Below are 14728 nucleotides of genomic sequence, written 5' to 3'. Positions count from 1 at the left end.
TCATAATCCAATATCAAAAGGCTTGCCAATAGGCTCAAGTACAGTTTTATAATTTGAAAGGGAAAATTGTGTTCCTCCTCCCTGACCAAAAACAACAGGGTCTTGTGATAATGCTTGTCCCGTTCCAGCAACTGCATCACGTTTTACACGGTACGCCTGAATTTTGCTACGGAATCCAAATATTCTTTGTGGCTGTACCTGCAAACTCTCCCATAGTTTTTGTCTACTACCGCCAGCGGCATCGAGAGTTGCCTTATCAAAATAAAAACCAGATTGTCCAGGAGCACCACCGTAGATGACATCACCTTCTTTTAACATTGCGTTAGACCATAAGTCGCGTCCTTTGTACTCCCCATGACCTTGCCACTGCCTGCCGAAGGCAGCCTGATTATGGTCATTTGCTTTCGTCGGTGCACATCTTGGTTTCAACCCCCACGGATCCACCCACCCCAGCGCATTCGGCGCATACTGGTAAAGGTTTATCCCCCCCGCCAGCCCTATCGGGTCCTGCTGCGTAAACCGTCCGCAGTCCGGGTCGTAATACCGGAACAGATTGTAGTGCAGCCCTGTCTCACGGTCCAGGTATTGCCCCTGCATGCGCAGGTTCTGGGAATATCCTGATAGCTGCGTTTCGCTTTCCCGCAGCAACTTGCCCCAGGCGCTGTTAACCCCTTCCCAGCGCACCTGCCCTTCGATATCCGTCATCCGCTCCGGCGTGCCGTTGGGCTGGCAGTGGAACCAGAAGATTTCCGGGGCATCAACGCCGTCAATACGTGCCAGCGGGTCGTAGCTGTCCTGGTCACTGTAGACGTAGGTCAGCGGCACGTCCCCGTGCAGCTCCTGCAGCAGGCGGAACCCTTCCCAGACAAACCGGGTGGTGACCGGCTTGCCGATTGGCTGACCGCCCAGCATCTGGCGGCGCGTTTTGCTGATGCGTCGTCCGAGCGGATCGTAGCGGAAGCTGACCTGCGTCTGCGGCCTGTTGCGATCCCGTGGCTGGCTAATCACCTCCGTCAGGCGGTGCTCACCGTCGTACCGGTAGTGCCAGCGCGTCTGGCCATTATCCTTCTCCACGGTGCGGCCGTGGATGTCATAACGCCAGAGAATGCCGTTCAGCTGCCTCAGGCGGTTGTGCGTAATCTTCTCAGCAGATCCGTCGAGCGGGTTACCGGCCGCATCCCAGCGCCACTGCTCCTGTCCGGGCAGCGTGCCATCCTGAACGAGCAGGCGTCCGGCGCTGTCGTACTGCCAGCGGTACCAGCTGAACGGGTTATCGTCCCGCTCTTCCCGCACCAGGTTATTGCGGTAATCGTAATCCCAGCGGCGGGACCAGCGACGCGGCGACGGGCGCTGGGCGTTACCGGTGAAGACATCCCGGCGATGCAGGCGGCCGAGACGGTCGTATTCGCTCCGGGTGGTCAGCAGCCCTTGCGTGCGGCTGGTCTCCCGGTGGAGTTCGTCGCGGGTAAAGTCGGAGACCGACAGCTTATCGAGGGCATGGCGAGCGAGGCGCGAAATTAGCAGGCAAGATGCGTGCGGAAGGGAAAGATTATATCGTTAAAGATGGCGACGTAATGAACTTCCTGTTTAACGTCTGATTCGTCTTGAATGAAAAAAATCCACGCCCTGGCGTGGATTTTTTTATTGCGGCGTCAAAACACATTGTCTAAGAGATCTGTCTTCATACTGGGTTCAAAGGGAATGATTTCGGCAGTCGCAAGCTTTAACGCCTGAAAAGGATCCTCGCGTAAGCGCTCTTCAAGTGAGGCAAGACTCTCAGATTTAGCGAGAATGATTCCACCGGTTCTTGGGATCCGTCTCCCGGAAGCCAGAAATATCCCCTCTGCATACCCCTTTTTTAGCCACTTAACATGAGCAGGTATCGCTGCGTCAACCTCTTCAAGGGGTTTTATATACAATGTAAACCGTGCTCATCCTTTGCCTCTTAGCTCTGTTTTTAAACCGCTTGTTGGCACTGCTTATGCAGCCCCTTTTGCCACCGGTTATTGTTATTATTTTTTGGGCGCATGTGATCTTAATACGCAGGGCCCGATCGAGACAACGCGTTGCGCTTCATATCCCAGGAATAAAACCAATCATGCCAGCCGTTTTGCTTTTCCGCATAGCTACAGACCACAACCACTTCCTTTGACAGGTTGAAAGTTAAGTAATAGAAAAATGCGCCTTCAGGAGGTGCAGACCAAAATAGTTTTTCGCCCTGCGCATTGAAGATGGTCAAAACGGTTGGTAGTGGCTTTGGCTCGCTTAACGCAAAGACTAACTGGCGTGTTAAGTCGACCATTGAGAGGTCTAAGCAAGATATATTTAAGCGTACACTTTTTGTACAGAAAATCCATTCGAGCACGCTATTTTCTTTAATAAACCTGAAGTCAGCGATCATCTTCGCTCTTAATAAATATTTTCATAAGGATGATTCAACGCTTATGTAGAAAATTTAGTATATAGCATAAACATTATGTTGTTACTATATATCCTAACAATATAATTTTATATCTGGCAGGCTGACTTTCTCCCTCCGCCAACACAATATGCAAAGTGTCATCTGGTAATAAATGACGAAAGACATAAACATCCAGATCATTATTTTTATAAGAAGGTTTAAGATCATCTTGATATGTTATAACTTTAATCTCCGAAATATTATATAAAACTTCACTTATCAAATCGTTCTGGAGATTCCAAAGAGGTTTGGCGTCTTTATTTTGGAAAATAATATCGCTATTTAATTGAGGGATAAAGATCTTATCTGAATAATCATAAAAATCATCATCCTTTCCGTCATAGATGATTTTACCCGGTCTGTAATTATAACTTTTTAGTAGCATAGGCTTCATATTCCTAATCATGGACCATAAAAATGCATCAGTGTGTTAAGATCATCTAAATCTTGTGCGGTTGGTTTATTTTTCTCCATTTTATCATATTCATATATTATTCCTTTCATAGGAATACCAGATTCATGATTGATTGCCCAAGCCATTAACTCATTAATATCGGACTGTTTTTTTAAAGTACTCGTTAAAAATCTATGGAGAAGTTTTTCAGCATCTTTTCTTTCTAAAAAAGACATATTATTTATCCAGCGGAACATCAACGAAGTAAATTATCATTCTAGTGCCGTCAATTATACTGCATCCGATTATTTTTGCTATGAAAACCAAAATTAATTACCCACCCGCTGTAAGAATTTATTATTCTTTCGAAAAGAACGGTTTGTTTTTTCCCTCTCTAGTCTGAGTGGCAATAATAACTTCATAAGCATCGCTTTCACTTTTTTGTGCTTTCAATGCCTCTTCTAATGTAATTTTTGATTCCTTTTCAATCATAGCAATAGTTCCGGTATCATATCGGATAAAATATTCACCACTTCTTTTAATTATGTCAATACCAAAACCTGTAAAAATAAGTTCATCCATTTTTCATACCTCTATTTATTTATAATTGGTGTAATCAACGCATCACCGACAGGTGTTTGATCTATTACGGCCTCAGGGATACCTCCTGACGTCTTACCACCAGGAACCCAAAAATCATTAGCTCCCCCCTCGTTGCCTGAAGGCATCCTAAGCCCTTGAGGTTTAAGGATATCTATTCTAACCGGTGAATCGCCAAGATCTCCAGGGTCTAATCCCAACATTTTCTCTAACTTCCCGACATCCCCGCCAGCTTTCGTAATAATATTATCAGCAACTGATTTTGGCATCACAAAATGACCAGATGGAGGACCAATCTCAGCTCTATTTACTCCCCAAGCAATTTTAGAAATACCATCGTTAAATAATGCAAGATGTTGCTTAACATAGGAAGGTTTTAAATAGGTTGTTGGGTTTGGCCGATTGGGCTTCGTCGTACCTTTTAATGAATTATACGCCTTTGCTGCCCATGCCCTACTTGAGAAAACTCCTTTTGTTTTATTCTGGAAATCATTCCAGCTATTTCTGCACGACAACCCCCACGGATCCACCCACCCCAGCGCATTCGGCGCATACTGGTAAAGGTTTATCCCCCCCGCCAGCCCTATCGGGTCCTGCTGCGTAAACCGTCCGCAGTCCGGGTCGTAATACCGGAACAGATTGTAGTGCAGCCCTGTCTCACGGTCCAGGTATTGCCCCTGCATGCGCAGGTTCTGGGAATATCCTGATAGCTGCGTTTCGCTTTCCCGCAGCAGCTTGCCCCAGGCGCTGTTAACCCCTTCCCAGCGCACCTGCCCTTCGATATCCGTCATCCGCTCCGGCGTGCCGTTCGGCTGGCAGTGGAACCAGAAAATCTCCGGGGCATCAACGCCGTCAATACGCGCCAGCGGGTCGTAGCTGTCCTGGTCACTGTAGACGTAGGTAAGCGGCACGTCTCCGTGCAGCTCCTGCAGCAGGCGGAACCCTTCCCAGACAAACCGGGTAGTGACCGGTTTGCCGGCTGGCTGACCGCCCAGCATCTGGCGGCGCGTTTTGCTGATGCGTCGTCCGAGCGGATCGTAGCGGAAGCTGACCTGCGTCTGCGGCCTGTTGCGATCCCGTGGCTGGCTAATCACCTCCGTCAGGCGGTGCTCACCGTCGTACCGGTAGTGCCAGCGCGTCTGGCCATTATCCTTCTCCACGGTGCGGCCGTGGATGTCATAACGCCAGAGAATGCCGTTCAGCTGCCTCAGGCGGTTGTGCGTAATCTTCTCAGCAGATCCGTCGAGCGGGTTACCGGCCGCATCCCAGCGCCACTGCTCCTGTCCGGGCAGCGTGCCATCCTGAACGAGCAGGCGTCCGGCGCTGTCGTACTGCCAGCGGTACCAGCTGAACGGGTTATCGTCCCGCTCTTCCCGCACCAGGTTATTGCGGTAATCGTAATCCCAGCGGCGGGACCAGCGACGCGGCGACGGGCGCTGGGCGTTACCGGTGAAGACATCCCGGCGATGCAGGCGGCCGAGACGGTCGTATTCGCTCCGGGTGGTCAGCAGCCCCTGCGTGCGGCTGGTCTCCCGGTGGAGTTCGTCGCGGGTAAAGTCGGAGACCGACAGCTTATCGAGAGCAATGCTGAGCAGATGCCCGCTGCCGTAGTAGAACTGTTTTAGCTCGCGGCCATCCGGAAGCGTAACGGAGGTGCGGTTGCCCAGGGCGTCGTACTGCCACGCCAGCTCGCCGTGCTCGCCCGCTTCGCGCGTGACGCGACCGAGCGCATCATATTCAAAGGCAAGCTCCTGCTCTGCCTCGGTGCTCCAGGCGTCTGCTGAAAGCGCAGGATGCAGCCCAATCCGGCTTAACAGCCCGGACGGCGTGTAGTGGTAGCGGGTCTGTCCTTCCGGCGTGGTGCGGGCGACCAGCTGGCCGCTCGCGCTCCAGGCAAAGGCGTGGGTAATGGCTTCGGGATGACCGGCGGCAAAGGTACGCGCTATCGTGCGCCCGCAGGCGTCGTAGCGATACTGCGAGGCCACGCCATCGAGCCCTACCTCTTCCAGCAGCAGCGAATCGGCTCCCCAGCGGAACTGATACGCTTCGCCGTTTTCGTTTTCAAGGGCAATCAGACGCCCCCGGCTGTCCCAGCGGCGACGGACCTCTTCACCCTGAGAATTTCGCGTGGCGGTTAAGCGCCCGGCCTCATCGTATCTAAACTCACTTTCTTTACCATCAGCGCCAGCATGCTTCACCGGCAGGCCGCGTTCGTTCCATTTGAGCGACTCCGTCCAGCCTTCCGGGCGATCGAGCTGCACCGGGCGCCCTGCAGCGTCGTAGCGATAGCGCGTCTCTTCACCGTCGGCCCCAGTCTCGGCCACCAGCCAGCCCAGCGGATGATAGTGATACCGGGTCGTGCGGCCAGCGCAGTCCGTCGCTCGCACCAGCTGTCCCGCCTCGTTGTACTCCTGGTAGCGGCTGTTGCCGGCGGCATCTATCTCCTCAACGACCTGACCAAACTCGTCCCGGCGCAGCAGCGTGGTCTGCCCCATCGGGTCCACCACGCGCTTCAGGCCGTGATGTTCGTCGTACCAGAACCGGGTAGCGCTGCCGTCGGCTTCGATAATCGCAGACGGCAGCGCGCGGTGCTCAAGCCAGGTGGTGGTGCGGGCATTGCCGTCGGCGTCGATCTCCTGCACCCGGTTACCCATCTCGTCATAAACGAAGGTGACGGCGTTCCCGAGCGGATCGATGCGGCGAGTCAGGAGCTCGTTGTCATCCCACTCGTAACGCCAGTTTTCACCGCGCTCGTCTACAAAGCGGACGATCAGGCTCTGCGCATTCCAGTAGTGTTGACGCTTCTGACCATCATAGTGTTCGACGGTCGTTAGCCCGGCGGCTAAATCATAGGTAAAGCGGCAGCCGTCGCCGGTGCTGGTGCGGTTTTCCACCACGCGCCAGTGGTCAAATTTTTTCCAGCGGTACTCGCTCTCCAGCCCGCCCGGCAGGCGGTGCCAGACCATCAGGCCGTGGTCGTTATAGCGGTATTCGCGGGTGACGACGCCGGAGGCATCCGTCGCGCTCGCCAGCTGGCCACGCGCATCGTAGCCCCACTGCATCAGCGGCCAGGTACGGTTGCCGTCGAAATGGCTGGCAGCAGTCACGCGCTGCGGGAAACGTTCGTCCTCATAGCGGAGGGTGACGTCTATCGTCCGCGGCTCATCGTGAAGACCAACCAGCCTGCCGTGCTCGTCCCACTCCGTCAGCAGCGCGTTGCCGTATTCATCACTGAGGGAGGCCAGACGCAGGATTAAGGGGTTCGCGCGTGTCGGTTTGTACAGACGCCACACCGCGCCGTCATCGTCGGCAATCGCCACGTCGCCGCTCTCATTGCGGCGGATAATAATGCCTTCGCTGATGCTGTAAAACGCCCGCTCGACAGGGGGCAGTTCAAAGCTCAGCTCGCGTCCGGTTTCGTCGAACCAGGTCGCGCTGTTCTCTTCAAGCGTCAGATAGCTGTCAAAGGCGGTCGCCCAGCCCAGGCCAAAAAGCCCTTCGCGGGTGGTCAGGCTGTTGTAGCTGCGCTGCCAGCGAAGCGGGAAGCGGCCCGGCAGCGAGAAATCGAGTTCATCATCGTCATTCAGCAGCTTCACGCCGGTGGCGGCGTGAACCGGGTGCGAGGAGCCAAACACGGCATTGACGGCCATATCGGCCAGCATTCCGCCGCCGGCTGCCGCCAGTGCGCAGGGCATGTTTTTCAGGATCTTGCCCGGACGACCGCGCAGGAGGGAGAGCGCAATCATCCCCAGCGCCAGACCCGGCGTTTTGCCGCTTTTGATATCGCGAACCGTGAGCGTGTCGCCGCCGATGATCACGTTCGGGGAGACGTCATCGGAAACGGTCCCTTCGCAGGTGGTGCGATCTTTCGCACGCACCGCAGGCTGGCCGTTGATGAAGACGCTTTTCGAGCCTTCCGCCAGATACTGCGGTCCGGAGTGCTTTTCACACGCCACCTTGTCTTCTTCCAGCGGTGAGGTCCCCGCAGCGGCAGACGCCACACTCGGCTGCCACATTTCGCTACCAAACTGTCCGGCAGCGGAAAGCAGCATGCCCGCGTAATCGGCAAAGCTGCCCGGCGACTGCGGCTCAGGTGAAGGGGTATCTGCTGGCGTCAGCGTTCCGGCCGCACGCGCGGCGGGGATCGCATTGGTCAGAACGTTATTCGAACCGGTGGTGATTTTACCCGCAGGCGACGGCGGGAAAATCGCGTTGCCTAACCCCTCAGCGGCGTTGCTGATATCGTCTGTGATCCCCGCCACGTTTGCCAGCACGCCGCCAATGATGCCGCTTAACAGACAGCTGGAGCCAATCGCCGCCACGCCTGCGGCTGCCGCCCCTGCCCCCAGCAATGGCGCCGCTACGGTAGCTGCTGCCCCCACCGCCGCACCGATCACCGCATAAGCGGCGCCTTCCGCCACAATGCTGGTGATGTCCGCAAAAATGCTGGAGTGAATAATCTCGTCGCCCTTACGGGCCGCGTTGTTGTCGCTCATGCCTTACACATTCCGGTTGTCGTTCAGCGTCAGACTCTGCTTAAGCGCGCTCCAGCGCACCTCGTCCTCTTCAGTGAATGCTCTGAGTGCCGAGAGGGTAAAAATCATCAACACCGGTTTGCCCGGCGTCTGCACGGCCAGCTGTTTTTGCCAAAGGCGCTGACCGTTATGGTCAAAGTTGGTTTCAACTTCCAGACCGGTAATTTTGCCGTCAGGCCCGGCTTTCACTCGCTGGAATTCGCTCTGGGCGACCTCGCCCATCTGCGGGCGCATCACGTCCCACTGGCGGTGGAACTCTTTCTCATAATCGCTGCCATCCGGGATAACACCGCGGCTGACCACGACGGACAGCCCGCTTTCGTCATCGCGAATAATGTTCATGCTGTTATCCTGCCAGGCCGCAGGAAAAAGGGAAAACGAACCTTCCTGGAGGGTGTATTTCATTGATGAATCCGCGTCTAAGATTGCTGAAGAATATTAAGGGCCGTTATGGACAACATGGCGGCAGACAGTAAGCGGTTATTCTTTCGGCGGCGTGAATTTCGCCTGCACCGCCGCATCAATGTCTCCTTTATGCCCCGCGCCCGGTGCCGTGGTGCCCGGCTTGGTACCAGAGGTATTTAGGTGCAGCTTACCGCCCGTCGTGATATGGCCATCCCCTTCAACAAAGAAGTTAAACTCTTTGCCGATCAGGCTAATTTTGCCGTTCGCGTTAAGCTCAATGGCGCTTTCACCTGAGACCAGCCGCAGCTTCGTCCCGGAAGCAATGACATACTGCTCCACCGCCGCATCCAGCTTGCCTTTCCCCGTCAGGATCTCGGTTCCGCCTTTCACCGCCTGGATCTGATTCGCCTCCACGCGATGCAGCTCGTTTTTCTTCACGTAATGGCTGCGCTCGCCGCCGACGCTGTGCGTTTCATCATTCTTAACGCTGGTGTCCATATTCCGCTCGGCCTGGATCCACACCTGCTCCGCGCCCGCCTTGTCTTCAAAGCGCAGGGCGTTGGCGTTGTCGACCGAGCCGTCTTTCGTCCGGCTCATAAAACCCATCTGCGTCGCCGCTGCCGGAAGCGCCCACGGCGGCATGCTCGCGTCGTTATACACGCGCCCGGTAATAATCGGACGGTCCGGGTCGCCGTTGATAAAGTCCACCACCACCTCATCGCCCACGCGCGGAATTTGCACCCCGCCGTAGCCCTGGCCCGCCCACGCGCTCGACACGCGCACCCAGCAGGAGCTGGTGTCGTCCCCCTTCGCCAGACGGTCCCAGTGGAACTTCACCTTCACGCGACCGTATTTGTCCGTCCAGATGCTCTCCCCCTGCGGCCCCACGACTTTCGCCGTCTGCGGGCCGTAGGTGCGCGGCCACGCCGTGCTCTGCGCCGGGCGGTACGACACCGACGCCGGGATAACCGTGAAATCGGTGCGGTGAATGGTTTCACCTTCGCCGCTCGCGTAGCGGTTCTCCTCGAAGTGATACCCCGCCGCCGTCACCAGATACTCGCCGTTATCGCTGAAGAACGGCGCGTTAGTCAGGGTGAAGATGTGGCCCGGCGCAATGCCTGCCGCCGTGGCGGTGGCCTGAATCTGCTGATGCTCAACCTGCCAGCGCTCCTGACGGATTCGGGCGTAGAACTCCGCATGCCCGGTCTCCACAAAGCGTCCCGGCCAGTCGTAGACGTCAATGCTGCCCGGCTTCGGCGACGCCGGGTTCTGCTGCGCCTGGAACAGCCACGCGTTCGGCTTGCGGAAGTCATAGTCGTCGAGGCTGTAAATCCCCGGCGTCACGCTGTCCTCCAGCGCCCACTGACTGATGCCCTCTTCGTCCGTGCTGCCGCCGGACGGCGTCTGGTGATACGGAATCACCTCGTAGCCGCTGAACGGCTGGTGCTGGGTGGCGGCGTCGGTGAGCACCAGGGTGTGTTTGTCGGCCTCGTGGCTGAAGTGATACGCAATCCCCTCCAGCTCCATCAGGCGGCTGATGAAGTCCAGGCTCGACTCCTGATACTGCACGCAGTAGTCCCACACCCGGTAGCTGCCGGTGAGTTTGTCCTCCACGTTGACCTGATGCTCGCCCAGCAGGGTTTTCACAATCTGCGGCACCGTCTGCCCCTGGAAGATACGCAGGTTACGGTCGCGCTTCATCGGCCACAGGTCCGGCTCCACCGTCAGCTGGTAGACCGCGTAGCGGGTGCCCGTCAGCTCAACGGCGCTCACCGCCACGCGCGTGACTTTGCCGTTGATATAGCGGGAGGTCAGCAGGTTCTGCGTCGGGATGGTCACCGTGACCGGCTGACCGAGCAATTTGCTGCGGTCAATGCGCGCATCCGTGCCGAGCAGGGTCAGCGTCAGGGCGAACGACTCAGACATCGCCTCGCGGCCGGAGAGTTTCCAGAAAAGCAGCCCCTCGACCGGGAGCTGAACGGTAATTCGGTTGAGCATAATCTGTATTCCGTAATGGTTTATGCTGAAAACGTGTTTGAACGTAAAGCTAATTTTGACTAAGTGGTTTTGGATATGCGCTTATGCGTCAGAAACGTTAAAGAAAGTTATCCTCAGGTGCACTGTGAAATAGCTCCCCTGCCATGCTGACGAGACGTTCGTGTTGGAACAGTTTATCTTTCCACTCCTGCGGAATACCTGAATAGCCATATAACGCACCGGCCAGTTGACCTGCCGTCGCCGCAACGCTATCGGCATCATCCGCCAGATTGGCTGCCAGTAAAATTGCATCACGGAAATTATCTGTATTCCATACCGCCCACATTGCAGCCTCAAGTGTGTCGATAACATAACCACTTGAACGTATCTGGTCGCGTGTTTTTTGCTTATATTCACCGGCGTTGACGATCATGGCACGCGGCTGAAGCGGCATGACGTGTGGGGAAAAAACAAAGTCTTTATTACTGCCATTAATGATATGTACAAGTAAACAACCTAAATACTGCGTGCTATTTATTGCTTCCACAGCACCGTGTGTTGCAATGCTTTGTTTTTTGGCTTCATAAAACGCTTTGCTTAATGACTTCCTGAAAAAAATAGAGACAGGTGCTTGTCTGATAATAGAAGCATTACCTGCAGTTTCTGGGGCAGTATTGCCGTTCCAACCAGGACCAATAGCCAAATATTGCTCCAAAGCAAATCGAGTTGTATTCCCTATATCAAAACAGACGCCATTTGAACTGTTATGACCATGCTGATACCATGCCAGAAGTTTATTCCTAAAGCATATTGTATCAGCATCGCCTTTCTCAAGAAGTGTTTCCGCAAGGCATAATGCCATGGATGTATCATCCGTCCATTTACCTGCTCGCAGTCGAAACGGTCCACCTCCAGTCATATCTTTGACGTGTGCTCTGTCACGAGGTAAAAATTCGAGCGTGGTTCCTACAGCATCTCCCACAGCAAGACCAATAAGTGCACCTACCGCACGATCCCGGGATTCCGCTAGTGAGATATTACATGATGGTGTTAAATCCCATTGATTTTGTGCATCGCTATTCAAAGATGACTTTAATAGCTTATTATTATATGTATACTGCATCCTCCGCTGGACTGAAGGACTGCTAATGGGTAAGTAATTACTATATTTTTCTACATATTTTAACAAGACGTCAATGTTAGCATGTAAATCAATCACCTTTCACCCATAATAAAAAATGTATTTAACGTAAAATCCTAAAATTCGTCAGGATATTTCATCTTGAGATTTTGTTGTTTTATTACGTAGTTGGCATCAACCTCATGTGGCAGCCTGACCTTTAGCCCGCATCGGATTTGCCCCACTATAAACCAGGCATTCGACAACCTTTCAAAAAACAACTCATCAGAATTGTCCAACTCCTTCACTGCATACATACCGAAGGTCATTTTCCATAATTTAGATTCATCCTTTTCCTTGCCTTCGATTAAATCCCGTAGAAAGATTGATTGTTTTCCAATAGAGTCGTACATTTGTAAAACAGGAGAATGGAGATTACGATTTCTGACCTCAGCATATCTCTTTTGTGCTAAAGCCAATACTTTTTCAACATAACCAAAGATTGTTATTTCATTCATTGCATTGAATCGAATCACCTTAAAATATCACACATGATAGCTAGTTATGTCCCCACCTCCCCTTGGTAATTTTAACCAGAATAATTACATTTAAATCTTTAATCAAAAATTGCTCATCACTTGCGATATCTTTTTTGCCTTTTCAGGTACTCTACATCTTGCTCAAGGGGAAGAATAGCCTTCAATCCTTGCCCCATCTGTGAAGATATATAATGAGCACTGGACAAATGCTGAGCAAGTTCGGCATCGGTAGTATCAAACTCTTTGGACGCAAGCACTCCAAGATTCAATGTGTGTAATTTACCTTTATCCTTTTCAGCACCAGTTAGAATGGATTTTATATAATCCAACTGGTTCTTTGCCATAATATATATAGAAAACGTAGGATTTTGTTCTAATCGATGATTGATTGCATCAAAAGCATCATTGATATAATCCAGCGCGGTGTAATTCTCTTTATTCATCTGCCACCTTAAATATATCCCTTTCGCTTGAAAGCATCAGTATTGCCCCCTTTGTCTGGTAGGATGCATCTTTAACTGACCAAGTATCAAGTGCGGACAAAGAAGTACATGTACCGATATAACACAACATTTTTTGCCCTGCAGGATGGTCACCGAGTAAAATCAGCGTCTGTTTCTGAAAAATGACCGCATTATCATTTTTAAACTGATAAAAAAGCTCTACAGCCGGATGACCATCAACAGAAGTCATCTGAGAGGATTCGAGACGAAAGTCTGGCACTGTAATTTCCAGTTCACGCACCAGACGAATTACTCTTATTTGTTAGCGTTGAAAACAAAAAAGCCATCCACTTCCTGCTGGATTGCCGTTTGGTGGGATGCCCCAGGAGGATTGTTCGCATTGCTTCCACCGGCAGGATTCAGATGCAGTTCACCGCCAAGCGTGTTTATTTGCGCACTCTGCTTAGCGGTAAAGTTGAAGTTATTGCCAATGATATTAACGCTGCCATCTTTCGATAATTCAATGGCGCTTTCCCCGCACTCCAGCCTCAGCGTATTACCCGCCGAAAGAATATAATCGTTAACCACTTTGTCACTGCGACTGTTACCCGTCAGGCAAACGACGTCCCCTTTAACGCCTGCTTTCTGATTTTTGACAACCCGTAAGGTTTCATCTTCTCCTACATATTGGGTTCGATTCTTTTCAGTCGAATGGGATTCATCATTTTTGACGTTGATATCCAGGTTGCGTTCGGCCTGGAGCCACACCTGCTCCGCGCCCGCCTTGTCTTCAAAGCGCAGGGCGTTGGCGTTGTCGACCGAGCCGTCTTTCGTCCGGCTCATAAAACCCATCTGCGTCGCCGCTGCCGGAAGCGCCCACGGCGGCATGCTCGCGTCGTTATACACGCGCCCGGTAATAATCGGACGGTCCGGGTCGCCGTTGATAAAGTCCACCACCACCTCATCGCCCACGCGCGGAATTTGCACCCCGCCGTAGCCCTGGCCCGCCCACGCGCTCGACACGCGCACCCAGCAGGAGCTGGTGTCGTCCCCCTTCGCCAGACGGTCCCAGTGGAACTTCACCTTCACGCGACCGTATTTGTCCGTCCAGATGCTCTCCCCCTGCGGCCCCACGACTTTCGCCGTCTGCGGGCCGTAGGTGCGCGGCCACGCCGTGCTCTGCGCCGGGCGGTACGACACCGACGCCGGGATAACCGTGAAATCGGTGCGGTGAATGGTTTCACCTTCGCCGCTGGCGTAGCGGTTCTCCTCGAAGTGATACCCCGCCGCCGTCACCAGATACTCGCCGTTATCGCTGAAGAACGGTGCGTTGGTCAGGGTGAAGATGTGGCCCGGCGCAATGCCTGCCGCCGTGGCGGTGGCCTGAATCTGCTGGTGCTCCACCTGCCAGCGCTCCTGGCGAATGCGGGCGTAGAACTCCGCATGCCCGGTCTCCACAAAGCGTCCCGGCCAGTCGTAGACGTCAATGCTGCCCGGCTTCGGCGACGCCGGGTTCTGCTGCGCCTGGAACAGCCACGCGTTCGGCTTGCGGAAGTCATAGTCGTCGAGGCTGTAAATCCCCGGCGTCACGCTGTCCTCCAGCGCCCACTGACTGATGCCCTCTTCGTCCGTGCTGCCGCCGGACGGCGTCTGGTGATACGGAATCACCTCGTAGCCGCTGAACGGCTGGTGCTGGGTGGCGGCGTCGGTGAGCACCAGGGTGTGTTTGTCGGCCTCGTGGCTGAAGTGATACGCAATCCCCTCCAGCTCCATCAGGCGGCTGATGAAGTCCAGGCTCGACTCCTGATACTGCACGCAGTAGTCCCACACCCGGTAGCTGCCGGTGAGTTTGTCCTCCACGTTGACCTGATGCTCGCCCAGCAGGGTTTTCACAATCTGCGGCACCGTCTGCCCCTGGAAGATACGCAGGTTACGGTCGCGCTTCATCGGCCACAGGTCCGGCTCCACCGTCAGCTGGTACACCGCGTAGCGGGTGCCCGTCAGCTCAACGGCGCTCACCGCCACGCGCGTGACTTTGCCGTTAATATAGCGGGAAGTGAGCAGGTTCTGCGTCGGGATGGTCACCGTGACCGGCTGCCCGAGCAATTTGCTGCGGTCAATGCGCGCGTCCGTGCCGAGCAGGGTCAGCGTCAGGGCGAACGACTCGGACATCGCCTCGCGGCCGGAGAGTTTCCAGAAGAGCAGCCCCTCGACCGGGAGCTGAACGGTAATTCGGTTGAGCATAATCGTTAAT

At 54.1% G+C, this 14728-nt stretch carries 13 protein-coding genes and 2 pseudogenes; 1 reads left to right on the top strand and 14 read right to left on the bottom strand.

Annotation, left to right across the window (positions count from 1 at the left end):
• Positions 1-1497, bottom strand: a pseudogene (locus tag V5P19_RS04040) (RHS repeat domain-containing protein); the annotation flags it as partial.
• Between the two features lie 32 nt (positions 1498-1529).
• Here V5P19_RS04040 and V5P19_RS24710 point away from each other — a divergent pair.
• The gene (locus V5P19_RS24710; protein WP_077879450.1) at positions 1530-1598 is read left to right on the top strand and encodes a DUF933 domain-containing protein; all 69 of its coding nucleotides are present in this window, start codon (positions 1530-1532) and stop codon (positions 1596-1598) included.
• Positions 1599-1652: 54 nt separating this feature from the next.
• On the opposite strand, the pseudogene V5P19_RS04035 reads toward V5P19_RS24710, so the two are convergent.
• The 13 genes and pseudogenes from V5P19_RS04035 to V5P19_RS03975 all read right to left on the bottom strand — a co-directional run bounded on the left by V5P19_RS04035 (position 1653) and on the right by V5P19_RS03975 (position 14718).
• Positions 1653-1935, bottom strand: a pseudogene (locus V5P19_RS04035) (YciI family protein).
• 100 nt (positions 1936-2035) lie between these two features.
• On the bottom strand, positions 2036-2401 hold the full coding sequence (locus tag V5P19_RS04030; protein WP_334400354.1) for a hypothetical protein: 366 nt from the start codon (positions 2399-2401) through the stop codon (positions 2036-2038).
• Between the two features lie 73 nt (positions 2402-2474).
• Entirely contained in the window at positions 2475-2855 is a 381-nt protein-coding gene (locus V5P19_RS04025; protein WP_334400352.1) for a hypothetical protein, read from the bottom strand.
• Positions 2856-2863: 8 nt separating this feature from the next.
• Entirely contained in the window at positions 2864-3091 is a 228-nt protein-coding gene (locus V5P19_RS04020; protein WP_089601380.1) for a hypothetical protein, read from the bottom strand.
• Between the two features lie 121 nt (positions 3092-3212).
• On the bottom strand, positions 3213-3437 hold the full coding sequence (locus V5P19_RS04015; protein WP_134350594.1) for a hypothetical protein: 225 nt from the start codon (positions 3435-3437) through the stop codon (positions 3213-3215).
• Positions 3438-3448: 11 nt separating this feature from the next.
• Entirely contained in the window at positions 3449-7951 is a 4503-nt protein-coding gene (locus tag V5P19_RS04010; protein ID WP_334400344.1) for an RHS repeat-associated core domain-containing protein, read from the bottom strand.
• 3 nt (positions 7952-7954) lie between these two features.
• On the bottom strand, positions 7955-8395 hold the full coding sequence (locus V5P19_RS04005; protein WP_334400343.1) for a DcrB-related protein: 441 nt from the start codon (positions 8393-8395) through the stop codon (positions 7955-7957).
• A 75-nt stretch (positions 8396-8470) separates the two neighbouring features.
• Entirely contained in the window at positions 8471-10393 is a 1923-nt protein-coding gene (locus V5P19_RS04000; protein WP_334400341.1) for a type VI secretion system tip protein TssI/VgrG, read from the bottom strand.
• Positions 10394-10490: 97 nt separating this feature from the next.
• Positions 10491-11591: an ADP-ribosylarginine hydrolase Tri1 gene (gene tri1, locus V5P19_RS03995; protein WP_334400339.1), complete on the bottom strand. Its 1101-nt coding sequence runs from the start codon at positions 11589-11591 to the stop codon at positions 10491-10493.
• A 38-nt stretch (positions 11592-11629) separates the two neighbouring features.
• Positions 11630-12028, bottom strand: a complete 399-nt coding sequence (locus V5P19_RS03990) for an immunity protein Tsi6 family protein (protein ID WP_334400337.1) — start codon at positions 12026-12028, stop codon at positions 11630-11632.
• A gap of 98 nt (positions 12029-12126) precedes the next feature.
• The gene (locus V5P19_RS03985; protein ID WP_334400335.1) at positions 12127-12474 is read right to left on the bottom strand and encodes an immunity protein Tsi6 family protein; all 348 of its coding nucleotides are present in this window, start codon (positions 12472-12474) and stop codon (positions 12127-12129) included.
• Positions 12467-12775 (bottom strand): hypothetical protein, encoded by a 309-nt coding sequence (locus V5P19_RS03980; RefSeq protein ID WP_334400334.1) that lies wholly within the window; start codon positions 12773-12775, stop codon positions 12467-12469. The genes V5P19_RS03985 and V5P19_RS03980 overlap by 8 nt, the downstream gene beginning before the upstream one ends.
• Positions 12776-12789: 14 nt before the next feature.
• Entirely contained in the window at positions 12790-14718 is a 1929-nt protein-coding gene (locus tag V5P19_RS03975; RefSeq protein ID WP_334400333.1) for a type VI secretion system tip protein TssI/VgrG, read from the bottom strand.
• Positions 14719-14728 lie beyond the last annotated feature (10 nt).

The organism is Enterobacter sp. UNJFSC 003, assembly GCF_036903355.1.
GTDB lineage: Bacteria > Pseudomonadota > Gammaproteobacteria > Enterobacterales > Enterobacteriaceae > Enterobacter.
The sequence above is the reverse complement of the archived record's forward strand: the minus strand, read 5'-3'. Positions and strand labels throughout refer to the sequence as shown.

Excerpts from the sequence above, each read along its gene's own strand:
- V5P19_RS04030 (WP_334400354.1), bottom strand. The coding sequence starts at position 2,401 with ATGATCGCTGACTTCAGGTTTATTAAAGAAAATAGCGTGCTCGAATGG.
- V5P19_RS04025 (WP_334400352.1), bottom strand. The coding sequence starts at position 2,855 with ATGAAGCCTATGCTACTAAAAAGTTATAATTACAGACCGGGTAAAATC.
- V5P19_RS04020 (WP_089601380.1), bottom strand. The coding sequence starts at position 3,091 with ATGTCTTTTTTAGAAAGAAAAGATGCTGAAAAACTTCTCCATAGATTT.
- V5P19_RS04015 (WP_134350594.1), bottom strand. The coding sequence starts at position 3,437 with ATGGATGAACTTATTTTTACAGGTTTTGGTATTGACATAATTAAAAGA.
- V5P19_RS04010 (WP_334400344.1), bottom strand. The coding sequence starts at position 7,951 with ATGAGCGACAACAACGCGGCCCGTAAGGGCGACGAGATTATTCACTCC.
- V5P19_RS04005 (WP_334400343.1), bottom strand. The coding sequence starts at position 8,395 with ATGAAATACACCCTCCAGGAAGGTTCGTTTTCCCTTTTTCCTGCGGCC.
- V5P19_RS04000 (WP_334400341.1), bottom strand. The coding sequence starts at position 10,393 with ATGCTCAACCGAATTACCGTTCAGCTCCCGGTCGAGGGGCTGCTTTTC.
- V5P19_RS03985 (WP_334400335.1), bottom strand. The coding sequence starts at position 12,474 with ATGAATAAAGAGAATTACACCGCGCTGGATTATATCAATGATGCTTTT.
- V5P19_RS03975 (WP_334400333.1), bottom strand. The coding sequence starts at position 14,718 with ATGCTCAACCGAATTACCGTTCAGCTCCCGGTCGAGGGGCTGCTCTTC.